Origin of the sequence: Alkalihalobacillus sp. MEB130, assembly GCF_032335535.1 — a bacterium.
Classification (GTDB): domain Bacteria; phylum Bacillota; class Bacilli; order Bacillales; family Bacillaceae_D; genus Halalkalibacter.
On record NZ_JAOANA010000002.1, the window covers coordinates 16,967 to 40,377 of the forward strand.

Annotated in this window: 21 protein-coding genes; all 21 read right to left on the reverse strand. The window is 38.6% G+C overall.

The genetic code is table 11. The features are described 5' to 3' along the window. Positions 1-25 precede the first annotated feature (25 nt). Positions 26-754: an elongation factor P 5-aminopentanone reductase gene (gene ymfI / locus N0O92_RS01885; protein WP_315612919.1), complete on the reverse strand. Its 729-nt coding sequence runs from the start codon at positions 752-754 to the stop codon at positions 26-28. A gap of 2 nt (positions 755-756) precedes the next feature. Next, a complete protein-coding gene (yfmH, locus tag N0O92_RS01890) occupies positions 757-2,052 on the reverse strand; it encodes an EF-P 5-aminopentanol modification-associated protein YfmH (protein ID WP_315612920.1) in 1,296 nt (431 codons plus the stop codon). Beyond that, positions 2,049-3,278, reverse strand: coding sequence for an EF-P 5-aminopentanol modification-associated protein YfmF (gene yfmF, locus N0O92_RS01895; RefSeq protein ID WP_315613234.1), 1,230 nt, complete (start codon positions 3,276-3,278; stop codon positions 2,049-2,051). The genes yfmH and yfmF overlap by 4 nt, the downstream gene beginning before the upstream one ends. 211 nt (positions 3,279-3,489) lie before the next feature. After that, positions 3,490-4,494: an LLM class flavin-dependent oxidoreductase gene (locus N0O92_RS01900; RefSeq protein WP_315612921.1), complete on the reverse strand. Its 1,005-nt coding sequence runs from the start codon at positions 4,492-4,494 to the stop codon at positions 3,490-3,492. Positions 4,495-4,677: 183 nt separating this feature from the next. Beyond that, positions 4,678-5,397 carry a GntR family transcriptional regulator gene (locus N0O92_RS01905; protein WP_315612922.1) on the reverse strand — a complete coding sequence of 240 codons (720 nt, stop codon included), beginning with the start codon at positions 5,395-5,397 and terminating at the stop codon, positions 4,678-4,680. Positions 5,398-5,431: 34 nt separating this feature from the next. Next, the gene (locus N0O92_RS01910) at positions 5,432-7,765 is read right to left on the reverse strand and encodes an FtsK/SpoIIIE family DNA translocase (protein ID WP_315612923.1); all 2,334 of its coding nucleotides are present in this window, start codon (positions 7,763-7,765) and stop codon (positions 5,432-5,434) included. Positions 7,766-7,882: 117 nt separating this feature from the next. Beyond that, positions 7,883-8,104, reverse strand: coding sequence for a YlzJ-like family protein (locus tag N0O92_RS01915; RefSeq protein WP_315612924.1), 222 nt, complete (start codon positions 8,102-8,104; stop codon positions 7,883-7,885). Further along, positions 8,101-8,844, reverse strand: a complete 744-nt coding sequence (locus N0O92_RS01920) for a ClpP family protease (RefSeq protein WP_315613235.1) — start codon at positions 8,842-8,844, stop codon at positions 8,101-8,103. Before N0O92_RS01920 ends, N0O92_RS01915 begins: the two co-directional genes overlap by 4 nt. Positions 8,845-9,027: 183 nt before the next feature. After that, positions 9,028-10,695: a ribonuclease J gene (locus N0O92_RS01925; RefSeq protein WP_315612925.1), complete on the reverse strand. Its 1,668-nt coding sequence runs from the start codon at positions 10,693-10,695 to the stop codon at positions 9,028-9,030. Positions 10,696-10,976: 281 nt separating this feature from the next. Next, entirely contained in the window at positions 10,977-11,849 is an 873-nt protein-coding gene (gene dapA, locus N0O92_RS01930; RefSeq protein ID WP_315612926.1) for a 4-hydroxy-tetrahydrodipicolinate synthase, read from the reverse strand. Positions 11,850-11,875: 26 nt separating this feature from the next. Beyond that, entirely contained in the window at positions 11,876-13,105 is a 1,230-nt protein-coding gene (gene dapG, locus N0O92_RS01935) for an aspartate kinase (RefSeq protein ID WP_315612927.1), read from the reverse strand. Between the two features lie 16 nt (positions 13,106-13,121). Then, positions 13,122-14,162, reverse strand: coding sequence for an aspartate-semialdehyde dehydrogenase (gene asd, locus N0O92_RS01940; protein ID WP_315612928.1), 1,041 nt, complete (start codon positions 14,160-14,162; stop codon positions 13,122-13,124). 151 nt (positions 14,163-14,313) lie between these two features. Further along, a complete protein-coding gene (locus N0O92_RS01945) occupies positions 14,314-14,907 on the reverse strand; it encodes a dipicolinate synthase subunit B (protein ID WP_315612929.1) in 594 nt (197 codons plus the stop codon). A gap of 14 nt (positions 14,908-14,921) precedes the next feature. Next, complete coding sequence (gene dpaA / locus N0O92_RS01950) at positions 14,922-15,806, reverse strand: dipicolinic acid synthetase subunit A (protein ID WP_315612930.1); 885 nt, start codon at positions 15,804-15,806, stop codon at positions 14,922-14,924. A 310-nt stretch (positions 15,807-16,116) separates the two neighbouring features. Next, on the reverse strand, positions 16,117-16,359 hold the full coding sequence (locus tag N0O92_RS01955) for a YlmC/YmxH family sporulation protein (RefSeq protein WP_315612931.1): 243 nt from the start codon (positions 16,357-16,359) through the stop codon (positions 16,117-16,119). 88 nt (positions 16,360-16,447) lie between these two features. Then, entirely contained in the window at positions 16,448-17,689 is a 1,242-nt protein-coding gene (locus tag N0O92_RS01960; RefSeq protein ID WP_315612932.1) for a M16 family metallopeptidase, read from the reverse strand. Positions 17,690-17,691: 2 nt separating this feature from the next. Continuing rightward, on the reverse strand, positions 17,692-18,681 hold the full coding sequence (locus N0O92_RS01965) for a polysaccharide deacetylase family protein (protein ID WP_315612933.1): 990 nt from the start codon (positions 18,679-18,681) through the stop codon (positions 17,692-17,694). Between the two features lie 105 nt (positions 18,682-18,786). Next, positions 18,787-20,901 carry a polyribonucleotide nucleotidyltransferase gene (pnp, locus tag N0O92_RS01970; protein ID WP_315612934.1) on the reverse strand — a complete coding sequence of 705 codons (2,115 nt, stop codon included), beginning with the start codon at positions 20,899-20,901 and terminating at the stop codon, positions 18,787-18,789. A 161-nt stretch (positions 20,902-21,062) separates the two neighbouring features. Continuing rightward, entirely contained in the window at positions 21,063-21,332 is a 270-nt protein-coding gene (rpsO, locus tag N0O92_RS01975; protein WP_012959342.1) for a 30S ribosomal protein S15, read from the reverse strand. 131 nt (positions 21,333-21,463) lie between these two features. After that, on the reverse strand, positions 21,464-22,414 hold the full coding sequence (gene ribF / locus N0O92_RS01980) for a bifunctional riboflavin kinase/FAD synthetase (RefSeq protein WP_315612935.1): 951 nt from the start codon (positions 22,412-22,414) through the stop codon (positions 21,464-21,466). A gap of 28 nt (positions 22,415-22,442) precedes the next feature. Beyond that, on the reverse strand, positions 22,443-23,363 hold the full coding sequence (truB, locus tag N0O92_RS01985; RefSeq protein ID WP_315612936.1) for a tRNA pseudouridine(55) synthase TruB: 921 nt from the start codon (positions 23,361-23,363) through the stop codon (positions 22,443-22,445). Positions 23,364-23,411 lie beyond the last annotated feature (48 nt).

Sequence of the window (23,411 nt, forward strand, 5' to 3'; positions counted from 1 at the left end):
TATTTTGAGTTTCGATCGTGAATTTTTAACAATACCATGCTCCGTTAATTGACAGAATTTGGCCATTTATATAATTAGCCTTATCTGAACTTAAGAACGCAACTGCATGTGCGACATCCCTTGGTTGTCCAAAAGCATGAGCTGGTATTTCTTCTTTAAGTTCTTCTAACTCTTCAAGTCCATGTTTTTGTAGCATATCAGTTTCAATAGCACCGGGAGCAATTGCATTTACTTGAATTCCACTAGGAGCCAATTCCTTAGCTAGTCCTTTAACAAAGCTATTAATTCCTCCTTTAGCGGCGGAATACATCACTTCACATGAAGCACCTGTTAAACCCCAAATGGAAGAGATAACAATAATCTTCCCTTTTCGCGCATTTACCATGTTCGGCAGTACACCTCTAGTTAGTTTCATTGGGTTTAATAAGTGTATGTTCATCATTTCAGCTAGCTGCTTATCAGTAATATCGCTAAATAAGCCAAAATGACTTAGCCCTGCATTATGAATGATGGTATGGAAGGTAAGGTTGTTATCTATGTTAGATAATAGTTGTTGATCACCGTCATCTCTTGTGAGATCCGCACATAAAACAGTAACGATAGCTCCTTTTTTTTCACATGCACTTGCTACACGTTTTATGCCTTCCTTATTTTTATAATACTGTAAAAAAAGAGAGCAACCTGGGGAGGCTAGCTCGATTGCTACTTGAGCGCCAATCCCTCCGGATGCTCCTGTAATTAAAATAGCTTTCATCTTTATTCTTCAAACCCCTCTGCCTTTACTTGGCATACCGTAAAACGATTAAATTCAAAATGACTTTGTAATACTTCACTAAGTTGACCTGCATTAATACTTTCAAGCATAGGAACTACATCAAATAAATTCATATCATTAAATTCATACCTTGTAAACTGATTAGCGATATACTCTGGAGAATTTAATGAACGTAAAAAGGAACCAATTTTCTTTTTAATCGCTCGATTCACTTGGTCATCTGTTAACTTTCTTTCTTTAAATGTTTGGACCATTTCTTTTAGTCTTTGAGCAAGTTTATCTGGATATTTCGTATCTCCACCAATAATAGTAAAGCCGAAGCCTTCTTCTGCTGAGTGATCAAAAGAGAAGGAATCGTCAATAAGTCCTTCATCAAAAAGAGTCTGGTAATTATCAGAGCTTTGACCAAACATCAAATCAAGCAGTATATTTAAAGAAAGTTCACGCTTTAGTAACTCTTTTCCTTGTCTAGTAGCTCCAGTCTCCTTAAATCCAACTAAACATTTTGGCGTTTGAACCGGCATGGTAATTACATTCTTCTCTTTTGCTACCGTATCAGGCTCTTCTTCAAAGAAACGCTTTATCTCTTCAGGTGCGGCAAAATCTTTCTTCCCTTGGTTTTCCTTTACTTGTTGCATAATTTCTGCTGGATCTACTGGGCCAATTACAAACAACAGCATGTTTGCTGGGTGATAGAACGTCTCATAACAAGTGTACAACAAATCTTTTGTTATATTAGAAATTGAATCAATTGTCCCCGCAATATCAATCTTTACAGGGTGATGATGAAACATATTTTCTATAACTCCGAAATAAGCCCGCCAATCGGGATTGTCGTCATACATAGTAATCTCTTGATTAATAATTCCTTTTTCTTTTTCTACACTTTCCTCTGTAAAATAAGGGTGCTGAACAAAGTTCAGTAACGTCTCAAGATTCTTCTCAACTTCATTTGTGCTTGAGAAAAGGTAAGCGGTTCGAGTAAAGCTCGTAAATGCATTGGCCGAAGCTCCTTGCTTACTAAAATCTTGAAACACATCTCCTTCCTCATCTTCAAACATCTTATGTTCAAGAAAGTGAGCAATCCCATCTGGAACCGTAAGAGGCTCTTCTTTTCCAAGCGGAGTAAATGTTTGGTCTATTGAACCATATTTTGTTGTAAAGGTGGCAAACGTTTTATTAAACCCTTCTTTCGGCAAGATATAGACATCTAAGCCGTTATCTAGTTTTTCATGATAAAGTGTTTCGTCTACTTGTTGGAATTGAACTGGTTTCATTGGCTCTCCTCCTTACCTTTTAAGAAATAAATCGTATCTAATTTTACTTTTTTGGCAACGCGAACAATATCCTCTTTTGTCACTTTATCAATTTGTTGCATCCATTGTTCAATTGACCGATTCTTTCCACTTACTACTTGGTGATAAGATAACTCGACCAGCCCTCTTGCTACATCCGCCGTCTCTAGTAGTTGATTTTTCAACATTGCTTTCGTTTGTTCTACTTCTGCTTCAGTAAAATCACCTTGCTTCATTGCTTCAAATTGTTCCTTAATAATTTCAACCGCTCGATCATATTTAGAGAACTCAATTCCAGACATCACCATCATAATTCCTTTATGACTTTCAAATCTAGATGCCGCGTAATAAGCAAGACTTTCTTTTTCTCGCACATTGATAAATAATTTAGAATGAGAGAAAGCGCCATACAGTCCATTACATACTTGCATCGCAACATAATCATCGTCAGCATATGTCGTATACGTTCGAAAGCCCATATGCAATTTCCCTTGTTTAACATCTTGTTCGTCATTGACCACATTAACTTCTTTGACTTCTGGACTTTGAGAAGTCTCAAATGGAGCCACTTTTCTCTCTGATAAAGAATTAAACTTCTCTTCTACCTTTTGAATGACTTCCGTACCTTCAATGGCTCCCACAATATAAAGGTCAAATTGATTGCTTTTTAACAAATCCTGATAATATGAAAAAATCGATTCAGCTGTAATTGCCTCTACTTCTTCTTCCGTCCCAAAAGCCGTGAGGGCAAAAGGTTCGCCTTTGCACATCTCTTCTGTTACACGAACATTTGCATAGCGCATTTTGTCATCATAAACTGATTGAATTCTTTGTTTTAATGAACGCTTTTCACTTTCCACTACAGAGGTCACAAACGTTCCATTTTCGAGTTGCGGTTGAAAGATCACTTCTGCTAATAATGAAATGGCATTATCAAATAGTGGAGTCGTGTCGGATAAATAGCGTTCATTCGCGACATCAAGGCGAATAGAAATAACATGCTCCTCTCCTTTTTTTTGTACATCCGTCGCTAACATTGCTCCGTACATGTCATCTAATCTTTCACGTAACTGTTTTCTTGATGGACTATTTGCTGTTCCATTTTGCAAAATATGTGGCAATAATGCCCGCATAGCGACCGTTTCTTTTGTTAATGGCGCTTTAATCATAAGAATTAGTGAATTGGTCTTGTATTTATTCGTATACATAGAATGAACGGTTAAACCTTTCAATTCATTGATACGCTCCTCGACTTGCGTCACGTCAATCATCTCCTTTTAGCCAATCACGTTTAGGTTATACTTACATTCTTTTTTTACACAGGAAACGATACGATTACCAATCACAATACGCTTCCTCACTCTACACTTTTTCCATTTATTTCATTCGTTATAAGTATTTTCAATCAAGTAAGAAATCTTACTCATTCATCTGAAACATATTTGCTACTAATTCAAATGAACGCATCCGAGCTTGAAAATCATGAGTAATGGTAATTATTATTACTTCGTTAACGTCATATGTGGTTGCCAATGATTCAATGGACTTCTTCACTTTCTTTGGGTCCCCTACAATCATCCTCTTACGGTTTTCTTTTATTTGTTCGATATCATGTTGTGTATACGGATAATTTAGAGCTGCATCCACTGTTGGAATTTCCATTGAACGTTCCCCTTTTTGAAGCATAAGGAGGGAAAGATCTAAACTTGTCGCCAAACGGTTTGCTTCCTCATCTGTATCCGCACAAATAAGATGAATGGCTACACTCGCTTCTGGTTTTGCATAAAACTCTGAAGGTTGAAAATGCTCTTTATATGCTTTTACAACATCTTCTCCGCCTGCACCATTAATAAAATGAGCAAAAGTAAAAGCTGTTCCCTTTTCGGCTGCAATTCGCGCGCTTCCTCCGCTTGATCCTAAAAGCCATAATTCAGGCAAAGTGTCCACCATTGGTGTTGCTGTGATTCCATAAAAACGGTGAGCTTGAGGAAGTTCTGTTAAGTAACCCTTTAGATCTTCAATTTGTTCTGGGTAACGATCTCTGTTTCCATCCGGATTATTTTGGAGTGCCATCGTTGCAATTGGATTGCCACCTGCTGCACGACCTAAACCAAGATCAATTCGATTTGGATAGAGCGCTTCAAGCATTTTAAAGTTTTCTGCCACTTTGTAAGAACTGTAATGGGGAAGCATCACACCTCCGGAACCAATACGAATTTTCTTTGTTATTCCCCCAATGTGGGCTAATAATACTTCAGGGGTAGATCCTGCTACTCTTCCAGCATCATGATGTTCCGAGACCCAAAAACGGTAATAGCCTAACTGTTCAGCCCATACGGCTAAATTAGCCGTTTGCTTAATGGCTGTTCTTGCATTCACCCCAGTAGCTATAGGAGATTGATCCAATATACTAAGTTTCAACAAAGTGTACCCCTCCCAAAATTGATTTTATCTATGTATTAATGCCATCTCCTCGATTATCGTCTTCTTTTACCTTGCTGTCTACTAATTCACACCACTTTTTTGAAAAGGCTATCATTCCCTCCATCTATAACAATATATGGAATAAGTAAAAAGCGCCCTAGATTTCAAGGGCGCTTTTTACTGTTAATTTCGTTTTCTCACAACATGAAATTTAAATTTATCCGCTCGGAAATAATTTAATGAATACAAAACTGGTTGTTCCGCTTGATCGTAGTGCATTTGCTTTAATAATAAGAGTGAAGCCCCTGGTTCACATTCTAAAATATCAGATACATGTTCATGATAACCAATTGGTTCAACATACGTAATGGCATACGTAATCGTTCTTCCTATATCTTCTAAAAACCGAAAAATTGATTTCGTTTCATGGATAGAATGATGTTTCACTAATTCATTAGGAATTCGATCTAAACAATATACAACTGGGGAGTCATCAGCCGTACGGACTCTTTCAATTTCCATAATTTCAGTTAACTGATCATTGGCAAATTTTCTTTTATCCTCCTCCGTAGCATCTTGTACTGCGGAGGATAGAAAGATGGTACCTGGATTCATTTTTGCTTTCACAATCATATCGGTAACACTATCTAATTCTTCAATTCCTGCAGAAAATAAAGGCTTTGAATGAACGAACGTACCCACACCATGTCGACGAATGACTACTCCTTCTTCTTCCAATAAACGTAATGCCTCACGCAGTGTCGCACGACTTACACCGAGTAATTTAGATAGTTCAAATTCTGAAGGTAACTTTTCGCCTTCCTCATAAACATTTCTCTCTATATCTTCTTTTAGGCGATCAATCACCTGTAAATATAATGGTCTGTGGTCTGCTCTTATCACATTCTCAACCCCTTCTATAGAACCCCTTTTCAATTTAAGACGAGACTTCATCTTCCTTCGGCTTTTCTATTAATACTTCCCGTGGTTTACTTCCTTCGTATGGACCAACGATTCCCCGAATTTCCATCTCATCTATTAACCTTGCCGCTCTTGTATAACCGATTCGAAATCTTCTCTGAAGCATAGAAACAGAGGCCGTATTCATTTCGATTATCAACTCAACAGCTGCATCATACAAATCATCTTCTACTTTTTCCGTTACCACTTGCTCTTCTGTTGGTGTCATCTCTTCTTGATATTGTGCTTTTTGCTGGGAAATGACGAAATCAACGACTTCTTCAACCTCCCCATCTGATAGAAAGGCCCCTTGCACTCTCTTTGGTTTTGTAGCTCCTACTGGCATATATAACATATCTCCACGCCCAAGCAGTTTCTCTGCTCCACCAGAATCTAAAATCGTTCTCGAGTCTGTTTGAGAGGAAACTCCAAAAGCAATTCTCGATGGAATATTGGCTTTAATTACTCCTGTAATAACATCTACTGAAGGACGTTGAGTCGCAATGATCATATGAATTCCTGCGGCACGAGCCATCTGTGCTAATCGTGCAATTGAATCTTCTACATCACCTGAAGCTACCATCATTAAATCGGCAAGCTCGTCCACGATAACAACAATATATGGCAATGTTGGTTGTTTGGCTTCTCCTTCTTCATTTTGACGATTTACAAGATCATTATACCCCTCAATATTTCTTGTTCCACTATGTGAAAATAAGTCATATCGCCTTTCCATCTCGGCAACGACTTTCTTCAATGCCTGAGATGCCTTTTTCGGCTCTGTCACAACAGGTGTTAACAAATGAGGAATGCCGTTATAAACTGTTAACTCAACCATCTTAGGGTCAATCATCATCAACTTGACCTCATGCGGTTTCGCCTTCATTAAAATGCTTGTAATGATTCCATTAATACAAACACTTTTTCCACTTCCCGTTGCTCCTGCCACTAGTAAGTGTGGCATTTTATTTAAATGCGCTAAAACTGGCTCTCCTGATATATCTCTTCCTAGTCCAACAGCAAGCACATTTTTTTCAGATGCTGATTCAGAAGAATCGAGAACTTCACGCAACGTAACAATGGCAACCTCGTGGTTTGGCACTTCAATTCCAATAGCAGATTTCCCAGGAATAGGAGCCTCAATCCGAATATCTTTGGCTGCAAGTGCTAATGCTAGATCATCAGCCAAATTAACAATTTTGCTGACTTTCACACCTACATTTGGATTCACTTCATACTTTGTAACAGCAGGTCCCAAATGAACTTTTGAGACTCGCGCCTTGACCCCAAAACTTTCAAGCGTTTGTTCAAGCTTCCTAGCATTTGCAGTCAAATGTTTTTTTTCATTTGTTTGACTAGGGTTATTTGGCAACTTTAGCATATGAACGTCCGGTAGTTTATAGGCTTCATTCGTTTCTTCGGCTGTTACAAGCGCCACTTGTACTTCTTCTCCTTTTTCTTCTTCATTTCCAACAGTTGGAGGAGAACTATGTTTCTTCGGTTCCTGACCTTGTGGTTTGTATGCTTTCTGTGTAAAATCAACAATTTCTGGTTCTAAATCTTCCGCTTTTTCTTCCGCTTCTACGTGTTGATTTTTATCAACTAGTTTCTTTTCTTCCTCACGTGCTTTCTTTCTTTCACGCTGAGCAGCTCGTTCTTCTTCAAAACGCTGATTGGCTTTCTCACGTAACTGTTTTAGCTCACTTAAAAGACTTGTAAATGTGTCTATCACAAAGAGATAGCACTTTCTAAATGCTTTTCCAATAAATTCAGAAAGTGATTTACCTGTTAGTAAGATGAAACCAATAATGAAGAGGATAAAACAAAGAAAATACGTGCCCATTTCAGCAAACAAAAAATGACTAACTGCAAAAGCTAGGGACCCGACCATCCCTCCCCCTAAATCGGCTGGAGGGGTTTCTCCTTGCATTTCCATCCAAAATAATTTCCACGTATTTCGAATGACCGATTGATCTTCAAATCCTTCCCCGCCACTTAATTGGTGAAACAAACCAACATGACTGAATAAAACAAATGATAGAATGATAACATAAATGCCTGATAACCTTCTTGACCAGAACTTCGGCTTTTGTCGCTTTATCATAATATATAAGGAAACGACAAGTAGGCCTATTGCTAATACGACAAACCACTCACCTAAGAAAAAGCGAAAGAGTCGTACAAAGGTTTCCCCTACCGTTCCTAACCGTGCAAATGTAACGACGGCAATGACTAATAGCCCGAGACCGATTAATTCAAAAGATAGCTGTGATTTCCACTCGGTTTTTCTTTTTTTCTTACGCCTTGCCATACCTTTCACCCTTTACTGCTAAAAATAGTCAATAATATTAAGAAGCAGCCAAAATTGGCTGCTTCGACCATGCTTGGATGAAATTATTATAGCATAAGACAAACACTCTCTACAGAGCTAAAGTTGAGGATTTGCTTGAATGATTGATCCGGGAGCATATTTCTCATCCAAATAGTTCATGACATTTCCACTTATTAGGCGAACGACTCGATATTGGCTATGATTAATTTGTTCAACGACTAAATGACCGGCCTCACATGAAATCACTTGTTGGGACGTATACTGCTGATCGTCTTCAGGGAAAACCATCTCATGAGGCATCATCGTGTAAAGGATCATTGAACGACATCTCCTTCTGGACCTTGTTTATTTTGATCAATTAATTCATTTAATTTCTTTAGTGCCTGTCCAATTCCTCCAACTTCATTAATTAATCCGTACTCAACTGCATCCGTGCCAACAACATTCGTTCCAATATCACGCGTTAAATTTCCTTTAGAAAGCATTAGCTCTTTAAATTTTTCTTCTGATATGGAAGAATTCTTAGTCACAAAATTGATAACACGTTCTTGCATTTTATCTAGATATTCAAACGTTTGTGGAACGCCAATAACGAGTCCCGTTAAGCGAACAGGATGAATGGTCATCGTTGCTGTTTCTGCAATAAATGAATGGTTTGCAGCAACCGCGATTGGTACACCAATTGAGTGTCCCCCACCTAAAACGAGGGTTACTGACGGCTTTGACATAGACGCAATCATTTCGGAAATCGCTAAACCAGCTTCCACATCTCCACCTACCGTATTAAGAATTAAAAGTAGACCTTCAATTTTGGGATTCTGTTCAATCGCAACTAACTGCGGGATAATATGTTCATATTTGGTCGTTTTATTTTGAGGAGGAAGTTGCATATGTCCTTCAATTTGACCAACTACTGTCATGCAATGAATATTAGATTGTCCCATATCTGGCACATTTGTCTGACCTAGTTCTTGTATTTTTTCTATAATACCTGAGCTCTTTTGATCTTTCGGTGGTGCAGCAGGTGTTGGTTGTTGTTCTTGATTTGGGTATTCCATCGTCATCAACAAATCCTCCTTAAATCATCACTAGGAGTAGTATGATCCTGATCTCCCTTTATCATCCAAAAAATAAGGATGTTTTACATGATTGGTATCAAATTTAAATGGGTGAACACATCATAAAAAAGAGATGGTATCCGGCTAGGAATCCATCTCTTTTGGTTTTGCCTTTTTTACTTATTACACTTCCATAATAATTGGCAATATCATCGGACGTCTTTTTGTTTTTTCAAATAAGAAACGACTTAGCCCTTCTCGAACATTACTCTTTAGAGAAGACCATTCATTTACATTCTCATTCACACATTTCTTCAAAATAACTCCTACTAATTCATTAGCATCATCTAATAATTTTTCAGACTCACGAACATAAACAAACCCACGAGAGATAATATTTGGACCAGACACAAATTCACCCGTTTTTTTGTTCAATGTGACAACAACGACTAAAATTCCGTCTTTTGAAAGCAAACGCCGATCTCTCAGCACAATATTGCCAACATCGCCTACCCCAAGTCCATCAATTAATACATTACCAGAAGGGACTTTTCCTGTTTTTCTCGCTTGCCCATTCGTAAATTCAACTACTTCACCTTTATCAACAAGAAAAATATTTTCCTGTGCCATCCCCGTTTGCATGGCTAATTCTCGGTGAGCATATTGCATTCGAAATTCCCCATGAACAGGAACAAAATATTTAGGTTTCATTAAGTTAAGCATTAACTTTAATTCTTCCTGACTTCCATGCCCTGATGCGTGGACTTTCGCTTGTCCATAAACAACATCAGCACCAATTCTGTGTAACTTATCAATGATAGCGGATACTGATTTTTCGTTACCTGGAATAGCAGATGCAGCAATGATTACGGTATCTTCGTCTGTAATTGTGATTTGCCTATGGGCTCCTTTTGCCATCCTTGTTAAAGCCGACATCGGCTCACCTTGGCTTCCCGTTGTTAAGACAGCTAACTGTTCATCTTTATACTTACCTATTTGATCAATATCAATAAAGATATCTTTCGGTGCTTCAAGGTAACCTAATTTGGTAGCAATCGTGATCACACGAACCATACTTTTTCCTACAACAACAAGCTTTCTATTTGCCTTTAACGCAGCTTGAATCACTTGTTGGATTCGGTGGACATTGGATGCAAACGTAGTAACAATAATCCGTCCTTCTGTCTTCTCAAATACTTCAGCAATCCCTTGTCCAACTTCTGTTTCTGATTTTGTTGTACCTGGACGTTCTGCATTCGTACTATCTGATAAAAGGCAAAGAACTCCTCGTTCACCAATTGCCGCCATTTTTCCAATTTCAGCATGCTTTCCATCAACAGGGGTTTGGTCAAACTTAAAGTCCCCCGTATGAACAACTGCTCCTTGTGACGTTTCAAAACAAATACCAACTGAATCCGGAATACTATGATTTGTACGGAAAAACGATACAGATGTAGTTCCAATTGTTAGACGTGAATTAGAATCGATCAAATGTAAGGTAGTATGACGGTAGATTCCTGCTTCTTTTAACTTTTCTTCAACTAGGCCAAGGGTTAACTTTGTTCCATAAACAGGAACATTAATTTTCTTTAATACGTAAGATAAACCTCCGATATGATCTTCATGACCATGTGTTAAAAAGATCCCTTGCACACGCTCGGCATTTTCAACTAGGTATGATACATCAGGTATAACAATATCTACACCTAACATGTCGTCATCCGGAAACATTAATCCCGCATCAACGACCAAGATGTCTTCATCTACTTCAACAACATACATATTTTTGCCTATTTCACCGACTCCACCTAAGGCAAAAACACGTACTTTCTCTATATATTCTTTTGACAATGGACGTTCCTCCTACTTTTTCTAAATCTATCCGAAAAGTTATTCATGTTTGTCTAAACCGTTCTTTCATCCTTGGCGTAGATGATGTCACTCGCTAAAAAACAGATGATCGGCATACCCGATTCAATCTAACCCGAACAAATCAATTACAATTAGTATACCTTATTAAGGAAATGAAACACAAGACTGAACTAAGAACATTCTCATTCACACAACTGAAATACTTACACTATTATCAAACTAGCAAATGAAACACACAAAAAGAAGCCAATCCGAATGGATTAGCTTCTTTTCAATAAACTTGCCTTTACAATTGCTTTTTGATCATGAGTTAAAGAAAGCAATGGGAGACGCACATCTCCTACATCAAGTCCTTTCTCTGCGAGAGCAAATTTTACACAGGTAGGATTTGGCGCTAAAAACATAGCTTTCATCGTCGGCAACAATGTTCGATGGGCTTTCGCTGCTTCTTTTACTTTTCCTCTTTTATAGAAATCAATCATCTCTTTCATTTCATTGCCGATAACATGTGAGGCAACTGAAACGACTCCGATTGCTCCTATAGCCATGGCTGGAAGAGCATTTGCATCGTCACCAGTATAAAGGGTGAAATCTTCTTCAACAGCTGAAACAATCGAAGCCATCTGTTCTAAATCTCCACTTGCTTCTTTAATCGAAACAATATTGGAGATTTTAGATAGAGCAATTGTTGTTTCTGCCAGAATCTGTACTCCTGTTCTTCCAGGAACATTATAGAGCATAATAGGAAGGTCTGTAGATTCAGCTACTTTTTTGAAATGCTCATACATCCCTTCTTGAGATGGTTTATTGTAATAAGGAGCTACGAGCATAATCCCATCTACCCCTATGCTCTCTGCCCTTTTTGTTAATTCAATCGACGCTTGCGTATTATTGCTCCCGGTTCCAGCAATTACAGGGATCCGTTTGTTCACATGCTGCACACAAACATCAAATAATTCTAGCTTTTCATCTGTCGTTAACGTTGGAGATTCTCCAGTTGTTCCTGATACAACAATTGCATCCGTTCCATTTGCAATTAGATAATCAATTAACTTTTTCGTGTTCTCAACATCAATTAAACCTTCATGGGTAAATGGTGTTACCATCGCGGTAACAATATGGCCAAAGTACATAACCTTCAGCTCCTTGTTTCATATTTCTAAGTGGTTTCTTCTTGTTGTCCGATTTGTTCAAGTTGAAACATGTGATGGAGTGCGTTTACTGCTTTAACCATATCTTCTTCTTTAACAAGTACCCAAATTGTAGTATGAGAATCAGCTGATTGAAGTATTTGAATGTTTTGCTTCGACAATGCACTTACAATCTTAGCAGTAACTCCCGGAACACCACTCATTCCGGCTCCTACCGCTGACACTTTCGCACAGTTTCTCATCACTTCAGGTTCATAGCCCATATGATGCAAAACCTCAATAGCTTTGTCAGCGACATCTTCCATTACCGTGTAGCAGACCCCCCGAAGATTAATGTTGATAAAATCAACACTAATTTCCGCGGATGCCATTGCCTTAAATACTTTCTCTTGGAGATCATATTCACCTTCTTTTGCGAATACCTTAATCTGAGCAACATTAGCTAAATTCGCAATTCCGGTAATTACTCGGTCTTTTACTTCTGTTGCTGGTTTGGCTATTTTCGCTGTAACAAGCGTTCCTTCTTTCGAAGAATACGTTGAACGAACGCGAATTGGAATACGGGCTTGCATGGCAACTTCGACAGCTCGAGGATGAATTACCTTTGCCCCTTGATAAGCCATATTGCAAATTTCTTCATAGGACATGGCATCAAGTGCCCGGGCATCTTCAACAATTCTCGGATCTGCTGTCATAACCCCTTCGACATCCGTAAAAATATCGACCCATTCTACTTGAAGAGCTGCACCTAAAGCTGTAGCTGAAGTATCGCTCCCACCTCTACCAAGCGTCGTCGTTTCTCCTTCAAATGTTTGGCCTTGGAATCCAGCAACCACAATCACATCACATGACTGTAGCTGCTTTTTTAAGCCATCACATTTCATATCTATAATCTTTGCATTCGAAAAGTCGTTGTTCGTTCTAAACCCAGCTTGAGCACCAGTCATTGCCATTGCTTGAATGCCCATACTTTGCAGAAGATCTGTAAAAACAACAGAAGAAATCACTTCTCCACATGAAACAAGAAGATCTTGTTCCCTCTTTGGAACCTGTTTGTGATTAATAAGCCCAAGTAATGTATCTGTTGCATAAGGCTCTCCCTTACGCCCCATTGCTGATACAACGACAATGACTTTATAGCCATCTTCAACAGCTTTTTTCACATGGTTTGCTGCCATTGATCTGCTCTGGTCATCTCGTACAGACGTACCACCGAATTTCTGAACAATAATTTTCATATGACACCTACTTTAATTACGATAAAAGATCTAATTTTACGAGACTTTCAGCAATTTGTACTGAATTCCACGCTGCACCTTTTAGTAGATTATCGGAAACAATCCACATGTGGTAGCCATTGTTACGGTCAAGATCATGACGAATTCTTCCAACAAATACATCATTCTTGCCCACACATTCTGAAGCCAATGGATACACTTGATTAGCAGGATCATCTTGTAACGTTACACCAGGTGAATTGGCAAGAAGATCTTTAAGTTCTGCTACTGTTGCCCCACCTTTTTCCGTCTCAATATATACAGATTCTGAATGACCTGTTTCAACCGGTAAACGAACACACGTAGCTGCTACTTCAAGTTCTGCCATTTCCATAATCTTCTTTGTTTCATTGATCATTTTCATTTCTTCAAATGTATAGCCATTTTCTTGAAACAGATCAATTTGCGGGATGGCATTAAATGCGATTTGATAATGCTTCTTGTCTCCACCTACTGGTAAAATCTCAGGCGTGAATTCTTTTCCATCTAGAATGTCTTTTGTTTGTTGCTTCATTTCTTCAATTGCCTCAAGTCCTGCACCGGAAACGGCTTGATATGTTGAAACAACCACTTTTTTCAAACCGTATTTCTCACGGATTGGCTCAAGTGCAACGACCATTTGAATCGTCGAACAATTCGGATTAGCGATGATTCCATTATGGTTACGTAAAGCTCCTTCGTTTACTTCTGGAACAACAAGAGGTACCGTTGGATCCATTCTAAACGCACTTGTATTGTCAACCACAATCGCGCCACGTTTGACAGCTTCTGGTGCTAACGCTTTTGAAACAGATCCTCCTGCTGAAAATAAAGCAATTTGAACCCCTTCAAACGATTCTGGAGAAGCTTCTTCTACTGTATATTCTTGCCCTTTAAAGGTTAAGACTTTTCCTGCAGAGCGTTTTGAAGATAACAATTTCAAACTCGCAATTGGAAAATCCCTTTCCTCCAATGTTTTTAACATTTGTTGACCTACTGCGCCTGTTGCGCCTACTACAGCTACATGATAATTTGACATTTGTGTTCGTCTCCCCTCATCTGCTTACAACGTTTAATAGAACTTCACTGAGTTTGGATTGATTATAGCATATCCAAACTCGTTTGTATCTGTTGCTTTTCTCTATTAAACTTTAAGGGAAATATTTCATTTGTGCAACCGCGTGAATTCGTTAATCTCTGAATTTTTCCACTAGTACAGGCTGATATTGCTTCCCAGCTAGAGCAGACTCAACTGTATCCGTTAATGCTTCCATTCTAGCTACTAACGAGTTTGGTTTATTTACTGGATCATCTTGCCCAAAAGGAATAAAGTATATATTTTTCGTTGCCATTAGTTTCATAATATTTACACCGTTAAGTCCTAACGCATCGTTCGTTGATATTCCTAAGACTACTGGATTGCCGCTTCGTAATGTTGCTTTTGCTCCCATTAAAACAGGTCCGTCTGTCATTGCATTCGCTAGTTTGCTTGTTGAATTGCCCGTAATTGGAGCTAGCACCATACAGTCTAACGGAGTCTTCGGACCAAAAGGCTCAGCTTTCACAATAGAGTCGACTAACGGCTCTTCTGTAATTTCTTCAATTCTTTTTAACCAATAGGCACTCGTTCCAAACTTGGTATCAGTCGATTGAACGTTTCCAGAGACAAATGGCGTTACTTTCGCTCCTAGTTTTATTAGCTTTTCAATTTGTGGCATAACCTCTTCATACGTACAATGAGATGCCGAAATACCAAAACCAATGTGTTTTCCTTTTAGTGACATGATTCATCCTCCTCTTACTTTTTCGTTTCAGTCGTTAACAATCCCGCTAGGACGTCAGCTAAAATTTGACCAGCTGTTTTAGGTGCTACAATGCCCGGTAATCCAGGAGCAAGTAACGCTTTCATCCCCCGCTTTTCTGCATAACGAAAATCAGTACCACCAGGCTTAGAGGCTAAATCAATAATAAGAGTGTGAAGAGGCATCTCAGCTAATACATTTGCTGTAATAACGCGGGCTGGTATTGTGTTTATACACAAATCGACGTCTTTTAATTCTTCTTTGATATGATCCGTGTGAAATGGCTTTAACCCCATTTCGGTAATTCTTGCTAGCTGATGTGATTCATTAGCTCCAACCTTAACTTCGGCTCCTAATGCGCTAAACGTTCTTGCAACAGACATCCCAACCCTACCTAAGCCTAGAACAGCTACTTTGGCTCGGTGAATGGTAATATCGGTATGTTGAATTGCCATCATAACGGTTCCTTCTGCTGTAGGAATGGAATTGTAGATAGCCACGTCATCTCGCTCCATTAGTTTCACTAATGAACGTTCTGCTTTTTCTACGCATTGGTCAAGGTAATTATTGCTTATACCTGAATAGATGACACAATGTTTCGGCGTTTTTTGGAGGTGCTCGACCTTTAAGATGAGTGATTCATTCGAGAACACCGTCTCAATATTTCCATCTGTACTCGTTCCACTTACCGGTAGCAAAATAGCATCTACCGAAGACCATTCAATGTCCTCTAATGTGTGTTTGGATGCACCAATAAAACCATCATTCAACTGATCAAAACCTACCATAGATATTTTGGCATCCAATGTTGAGAGTTTTCTGATGATCTCTAATTGACGTGCATCTCCTCCAATGACAACTACATGCTTATCTGTTAACATTTGCTCTTGTTCTCCTTTCAATCATGCGAATCTGATCATCATCGCAGGCCGCTTAAGAAAGAGACGTTTCGCTTTCATCGTGCTAAATAACTCTAAACACAAGCGACACCAAATTGCACTCGTTCCCGTGAGCAAAGGATGAACAGCAACGATTCACCATAGCATATGTACTGTATATTCAATAGGTGAATACCAAATTAATATGGACATCACCATTTCTTTTCTAAAAAAGTCGCACTATAAGGTGTCGTTCTCGCAAAAAAAAATAGCCCTTATACAAAGGCTATAACTTATTAGTCATATATGTTTTTCACTCAAATTGGTCAAGATTAATAATGATCATATCTTCACCTATTTTTTTAACTTGATTCCAATAGACCGTTACTTCTCGATCTTTTTTTCCAAAACCAAACCATTTCATTGTTGGAATGATAAACGCTTCGATCTCCCCTGTTTCCTCGTTTACTAATAAGTCTGTTTGCCCTAATATTCCTAGTCGTTCTCCTTTTTGATAATCGATAATCTCTTTGCTGCTAATTTCACTAAGTCTCATCAGATTACCTCCTCGTCCCTCATTAGTAGTAAGCTATGAGACAAGAGCAAAAAAAAGACCAGCTGGAGCCAGTCTTTTATAAAATATTTTATTGAACAAAGGATGAAGGCAAAATACCTGTTGTATTAATTAAAGACACGGAAGGCTGTTCTTTTAATATCGAAGCAGCCAGTTGATTCACTTGTGAAATGGATACACTATCAATTTCTTCTACAACCTCATCAAGTGTTCGGTGCTTTTTCAATAAAAGTTCATTTTTGCCGTTTCGGCTCATACGACTATTGGTGCTTTCTAAACTTAGCATAAGACTACCTTTTAATTGTTCTTTTCCGTTTTTTAATTCCTTCTCTGTCATCCCTACATCCGCAAGTGTAAACGCCGTTTCTTGTAATGCTTTTGTTAAATCCTCTAATTGATTATGAGCAGTAGCTGCATAGATGGTTAGCATCCCACTGTCTTGATAAGAGGAATGGTATGAAAATACGGAATAACACAGTCCTCTTTTTTCTCGTATTTCTTGAAACAATCTGCTACTCATGCTACCACCTAAAAGGTTATTTAACAATACGAGAGCATAAACGTCTTTCTCTCCAATTGCTAAACCAGGATAACCTAAACAAAGGTGAGCTTGTTCCGTCTCTTTTTGACGAACAATCGTGTTAGCATAAAAAGTAGGCTTTTCTACTTTATGTTGATACGTAGTAGGGCTTACTTTAGAGAATGTTTCTTTTAGTTGTTCAATCACTTCATCTGTAATGTTCCCTGCTACTGATATCACAACGTGGTCTCCAGTATAGAAACGAGACATATATTCTCTTAACGAGTCCCCATTAAATGTATCTAATGTAGCGACAGTTCCTAAGATGGGATACCCGAGAGAATGATTTTTATAGCTAGCTTCGCTCAGTAGATCATGAACAATGTCATCAGGAGTATCGTCAACCATCTTAATTTCTTCAAAAACAACATTCTTTTCTTTCTGAAGTTCTGTTTCATCAAACACAGAATTAAAGAACATATCAGCGAGAACATCCACCGCAAATCCAGCGTGATCATCTAACACTTTCGCATAATAGCACGTATACTCTTTTGAGGTAAACGCGTTCACTTGACCACCAATGCTATCAAATGATTCAGCAATGTCTGCTGCGGAGCGTGTTGTTGTCCCTTTAAAAAACATATGCTCTAAAAAATGTGAAATTCCGTTTTCTTCTTTTGTTTCAAACCGAGAGCCCGTTCCGATCCAAACGCCTATTGAGACAGAACGGACCGACGAAATATTCTCTGCTAATATTCGAACACCATTGTCTAACTGTATTCTTTTTACCACACTTAATCCCCCTTATTATTATCAAGGGTTACACCTAGCGTAACTCGCTCCTCTGAAAGGACATCTGAAACTGTTCCAATTTTATAACCTTTTTCTTGGATTCCGATAATTAAGTCTTCTAGTCCCTCTGCTGTCGGCTTGGTTGGATGCATGAGAATCATGGCTCCGTTGTGTACTTTTGAAAGGACTCGATTAACCATCTCAGACGTATTCGGTTTTCTCCAATCGACTGTATCCACAGACCACAGGACCGTTTTCATTCCTTGGCTATCGGCCTGATCAACAACAGCTTGATTGTAACTTCCACTAGGTGGAGCGAACCATTTAGGTGTAACTTCAATTGTCGCTTCAATCACTGAGTTTGTTTTCTGTAATTCTTCATCAATTCGACCTATTGTCAATTTATTCATATCTGGGTGGGAATAGGCATGATTTCCTATCTCGTGCCCCTCTTCTACAAGCATTTTAGCGAGGCTTGGATTATTTTTCACCCATGAACCATCTAAGAAGAATGTTGTATGTAGTTCATGTTCTTTTAATGTTTTTAACATGTCCGGTAAGTATTCATTTCCCCATGCCACATTCACTAAAAAAGTTACTACCGGCTTGTTTTCATTGCCCTTATATATCGGGGAAGGAGGCAAATCATCTAAATGGACATTCGGACTTGTTTCATTAAAGACAAGTCGGCTCTCATCAAAGCCGTCTAGCTTCTTCATCTTATCATACGAAGCTTCCACGTCAACTTCTACCCCATTATAACCTGGTACTGCTTTCCACACTTTATCGATTCGTGCATCAATCGCCGGTTCTAGATAAGATTCTGATCTTGCCACTATCTCCTCGTACAGAGCGTCCTGCTTGTTAAAGACCGTTTCACTTTCTTGCTTCAATTCACTTATATAATTTAAAGCAAATGGATTTTGGACAGCTCCAATGGATAGAATGACAACCATGCAGAATACACCTATATGAATCATGTTTTTCTTCATTCCCGTTCCCTCCTCCTCTAGTGCGATTGTATGCTAGAGTAGGACAGGTTAGAACGCAAAAGGAGACTAGGTTTACTTCCCCCAGTCTCCTTTTTACACACATGGTTACTTCTGTGCCTGTTGCTTACGTTCTTTTTCTTCTTTGAGGATGACTTTTCGTGAAAGATTAACTCTTCCTTGATTATCGATCTCTGTTACACGGACAAGAATTTCATCGCCAAGCTTTACAACATCCTCTACTTTTTCAACACGCTCTTCAGCAAGTTGAGAAATATGGACGAGTCCATCTTTACCTTTGAACAGTTCAACAAAAGCTCCAAACTTTTCAACTCGTTTCACTTTACCAAGGTATGTCTGACCAACTTCCACTTCTCGTACGATATCTTCAATAATAGAACGTGCTTTCTCATTCATCGACATCTCAACTGAAGAAATATAAACCGTTCCATCTTGTTCAATATCAATCTTTACTCCCGTTTCTTCAATGATTTTATTAATCATTTTTCCGCTTGGTCCTATAACATCACGGATCTTGTCTGGATTAATTTTCATTGTCATGATTTTCGGAGCATAAGTAGATAGCTCGGTGCGGTATTCGCTTAATGCAGATAACATATTATCTAAAATATGCATGCGCCCTCTTTTTGCTTGAGCAAGCGCTTCTTCTAAAATTTCACGATTAATACCTGAAATTTTAATATCCATTTGTAACGCCGTAATACCTTCTCTAGTACCAGCGACCTTAAAGTCCATATCCCCTAATGCATCTTCCATACCTTGAATATCAGTCAAAACAGATACATGTTCTTCCTGCTTGACTAGTCCCATAGCGATTCCTGCTACTGGTGCTTTAATTGGTACGCCCGCATCCATCATTGCAAGAGTACTTGCACAAATACTAGCCTGTGAAGTGGAACCGTTCGATTCTAACACTTCTGATACTAGACGAACCGTATAAGGGAATTCGTTTTCATTTGGAATGACTGGTTCAAGGGCACGTTCTCCTAATGCTCCATGTCCAATTTCACGTCGACCTGGTCCACGAATTGGTCCTGTTTCCCCTACACTAAATTGTGGGAAATTGTAATGGTGCATAAATCGTTTTGATTCTTCTATACCAAGCCCATCAAGAATTTGTACATCACCTAATGCCCCAAGTGTACAAATACTTAATGCTTGTGTTTGTCCACGGGTAAAGAGACCAGATCCATGTGTACGTGGAAGCAGACCTACTTGTGAAGCAAGTGGACGAATTTCATCAACCTTCCGCCCATCTGGACGAACTTTGTCAACCGTAATTAGACGACGTACTTCTTCTTTTACAATCTTATGTAAAACTTCTTTTACATCCCCTAAATTTAGATCTTCTTTTTCTTCAAAAACCGCAATCGTTTTATCCTTAATAGCGTCGATTGCTTCCGCACGTGCATGCTTCTCTTGTACTTGAACGGCTTCTTTTAATTCCGCTTCTGCTAATTGGCGTACTTCCTGTTCTAAATCAGCATCAACAATTTTTAATTGTACTTCTGATTTTTCTTTCCCTACAGCTTTAGCAATACCTTCTTGAAATGCAATTAATTTCTTAATTTCCTCATGACCAAACATGATCGCTTCTAACATTGCTTCTTCGGTCACTTCAGATGCTCCAGCTTCAACCATGTTGATTGCTTCTTTTGTTCCTGCAACAACAAGATCAATATCACTTTGCTCTAATTGTTCCGTTGTTGGGTTAATGATAAACTCTCCATCTAATCTCCCAACTGTCACACCTGCAATAGGACCATCAAAAGGAATATCAGAAACACAAAGAGCAAGAGATGAACCAATCATTGCCGCCATTTCAGAAGAGGCGTTTTGATCTGAACTCATTACAATACTAATCACTTGCACTTCATTTCTGAACCCATCAGGGAAGAGCGGTCGAATTGGACGATCAATTAAACGACTTGTTAAAATCGCTCTCTCACTTGGACGTCCCTCTCTTTTAATAAATCCACCAGGAATTTTCCCAGCTGCATATAAACGCTCCTCATAATTTACTGTTAGAGGAAAGAAGTTTAAATCTTTTGGTTCTTTAGAAGCGGTAGCTGTTGATAACACTGCTGTGTCACCATATCTAACAAGGACTGCACCATTAGCTTGTTTCGCTAATTGGCCAGTTTCTACAGTTAGTTCTCTCCCAGCCCACTGCATTGTAAATACTTGTTTTTCTTGTTCCATTACGCGTACTCCTCTCGTACACCATTATTAATCCAGCTTCATTTATTATTACCAATTTCATTAAAAACTAAAAGAATATATAAGATTGGGTAATTTTAGTCAAATTACCAATGTTATTAGATCAAGAAAAAAGCGGGAATTTATCCCGCTTTCATCACGAATTATCGGCGTAAACCAAGCTTATCAACTAGGTTACGGTAACGTGTAACATCCTTGTTACGAAGATACGTTAACAAGTTACGACGTTGACCTACCATTTTAAGAAGACCACGACGTGAATGGTGATCCTTCTTATGAGTACGTAAGTGCTCATTTAATGTGTTGATTTGCTCTGTTAGGATAGCAACTTGAACCTCTGGAGAACCAGTGTCCGTGTCATGCGTTTTGAATTCAGCGATTAACTCATTCTTACGCTCTTGTGTTAAAGCCATCCTATTCACCTCCTTTTTTTATCTCCTATTCCCTAGCAAACGTCGGTGAATCGATCTGCCAAGAAACGGATTTGTACTGTAGTACAAACAATACTATACCTTTTTTTACGATGAATTGCAAGTTTTCGCGTTTATTCATAGACTTTTGAATTTAATAAAGATTCAGCTGCCTCTTTGTCTCGTTTAATTTGTTCTACTAACTGCTCAAAGCCGGCAAATTTCTTCTCTGACCGAATACGTGAATGCCACTGAATTTCAACATCAAGTCCGTAAATATCTTTATCAAAAGAAAAAAGATGAACCTCAATAGTCGGAGTGGATTCCTGCTCATTATGAAACGTAGGTTTGAAACCAATATTACAAACTCCATTATATTGTTCCTTATCAACCGTTAATCTTACTGCATAAACCCCTGTTCGCGGAATGATATACCGTTCAATAGGTTCAACATTGGCTGTTGGAAATCCAATCGTTCGACCTCGTTTTTCTCCATTCACTACCGTTCCCCTAATCTTGTATTCTTCTCCTAACAGCTCAGTGACACTAGCGACGTCACCATTATCAAGCAGTTGTCGAATCTTTGTAGAACTTACTTTTTCATCATCCCCAGCAACATGCTTCCGAACAACCGTTGAATCTAATCGATTTCTTGCATGAAATGGCAAAGTCTCCATTGTTCCTTTACCAAGAGCGCCGTACGTAAAGTCAAACCCTGCCACTGCATGTACAACCTGCAAACCTATTAAATAATGATCAACAAATTGCTGAGGTGTCAAACTAGCAAACGATGTAGTGAAATTAACAACATAAAGAGTGTCAATTCCTAGTTTTTCAATTTTTTTTATTTTATCAGGTAATGGTGTTATGTAATTCATTTCCGTTTTCCTCAATACTTCTTTTGGATGAGGATGAAACGTCATTACAGATGTTGATACACCTAAATCTTTAGCTATCTTTATTGCTTGTTTTATAACTGCTTGATGACCTATGTGAACACCATCAAAATAACCTAGAGCCATAACTGATTTCTTTTGATGTAACGTCTGTTCATCTATTGGATGATTCAAATAAATGGTCTCCATAAAAGATCCCCTTTTCACTCCCAAATTATTAGACTGACTCGCCTGTCCAGAACATTTTCTCCGGTTTAATAAGCCCGTCTTTCGTTGGATGCTGCTTATAAACAGCTAAGCAATCCCCTTTTTCATTATAAACGGTAAAACGCATTTCTTCTAACCCTTTATTAACAGGAAGAACAGATCCATTCTTAATTAACTGTTCTGTTTCTTGATCTACCACACAACTTGGCAAATAGTCTACTGCTGTATCAAAAGGGATTAAGTGAGAAAAGAGCGTTCCATTCTCTTTTTCTTTTTCTAATTGTTCAAATGTTTTGCTGTCTTCCAGTTTATAGGGACCTGAGGATGTACGGACTAGATCAGACATATGAGCTGGATATCCAAGCATTTGTCCTATATCAACAGCGAGCGTGCGAACATACGTACCCTTACTGCAATGTACACGAAAACGAAAGGAAGCAGTCTCTTCCTTATAAATAATCTCCGATAAACGTTCTAGAGAATGTATTGTAATTCTCCGCTGAGGACGTTCGACTTCCTGACCAGCTCGTGCATATTCATATAACTTTTTCCCTTTCACTTTAACAGCAGAATACATAGGAGGGACTTGAATGATATCTCCTCGAAATTGTTCCAGTGTCTCTTCAATTTCTTTTTCATTCCATTGTTTCGTTACAGGTTTTGAATGTACCCTATCTCCACTTTTATCTTCTGTTGTTGTTGAATATCCCATTGTTACTTCACCTTCATACTCCTTAGAGTAATCAGACATATATTCTACCACTTTTGTAGCTTTTCCTATACAAATTGGCAAAACGCCATTTACATCAGGATCAAGCGTACCAGTATGCCCTACTTTTTTTGTTTGAAAGAGCCGTCTTACTTTCATCACACAATCATGTGATGTCATACCTCTTGGCTTATGTAAAATTAAGATTCCACTTGGGTTCATGACTTCCTCCACTTTTACTGTTTTTACATTGCAGTTCTAAAAAAGGGT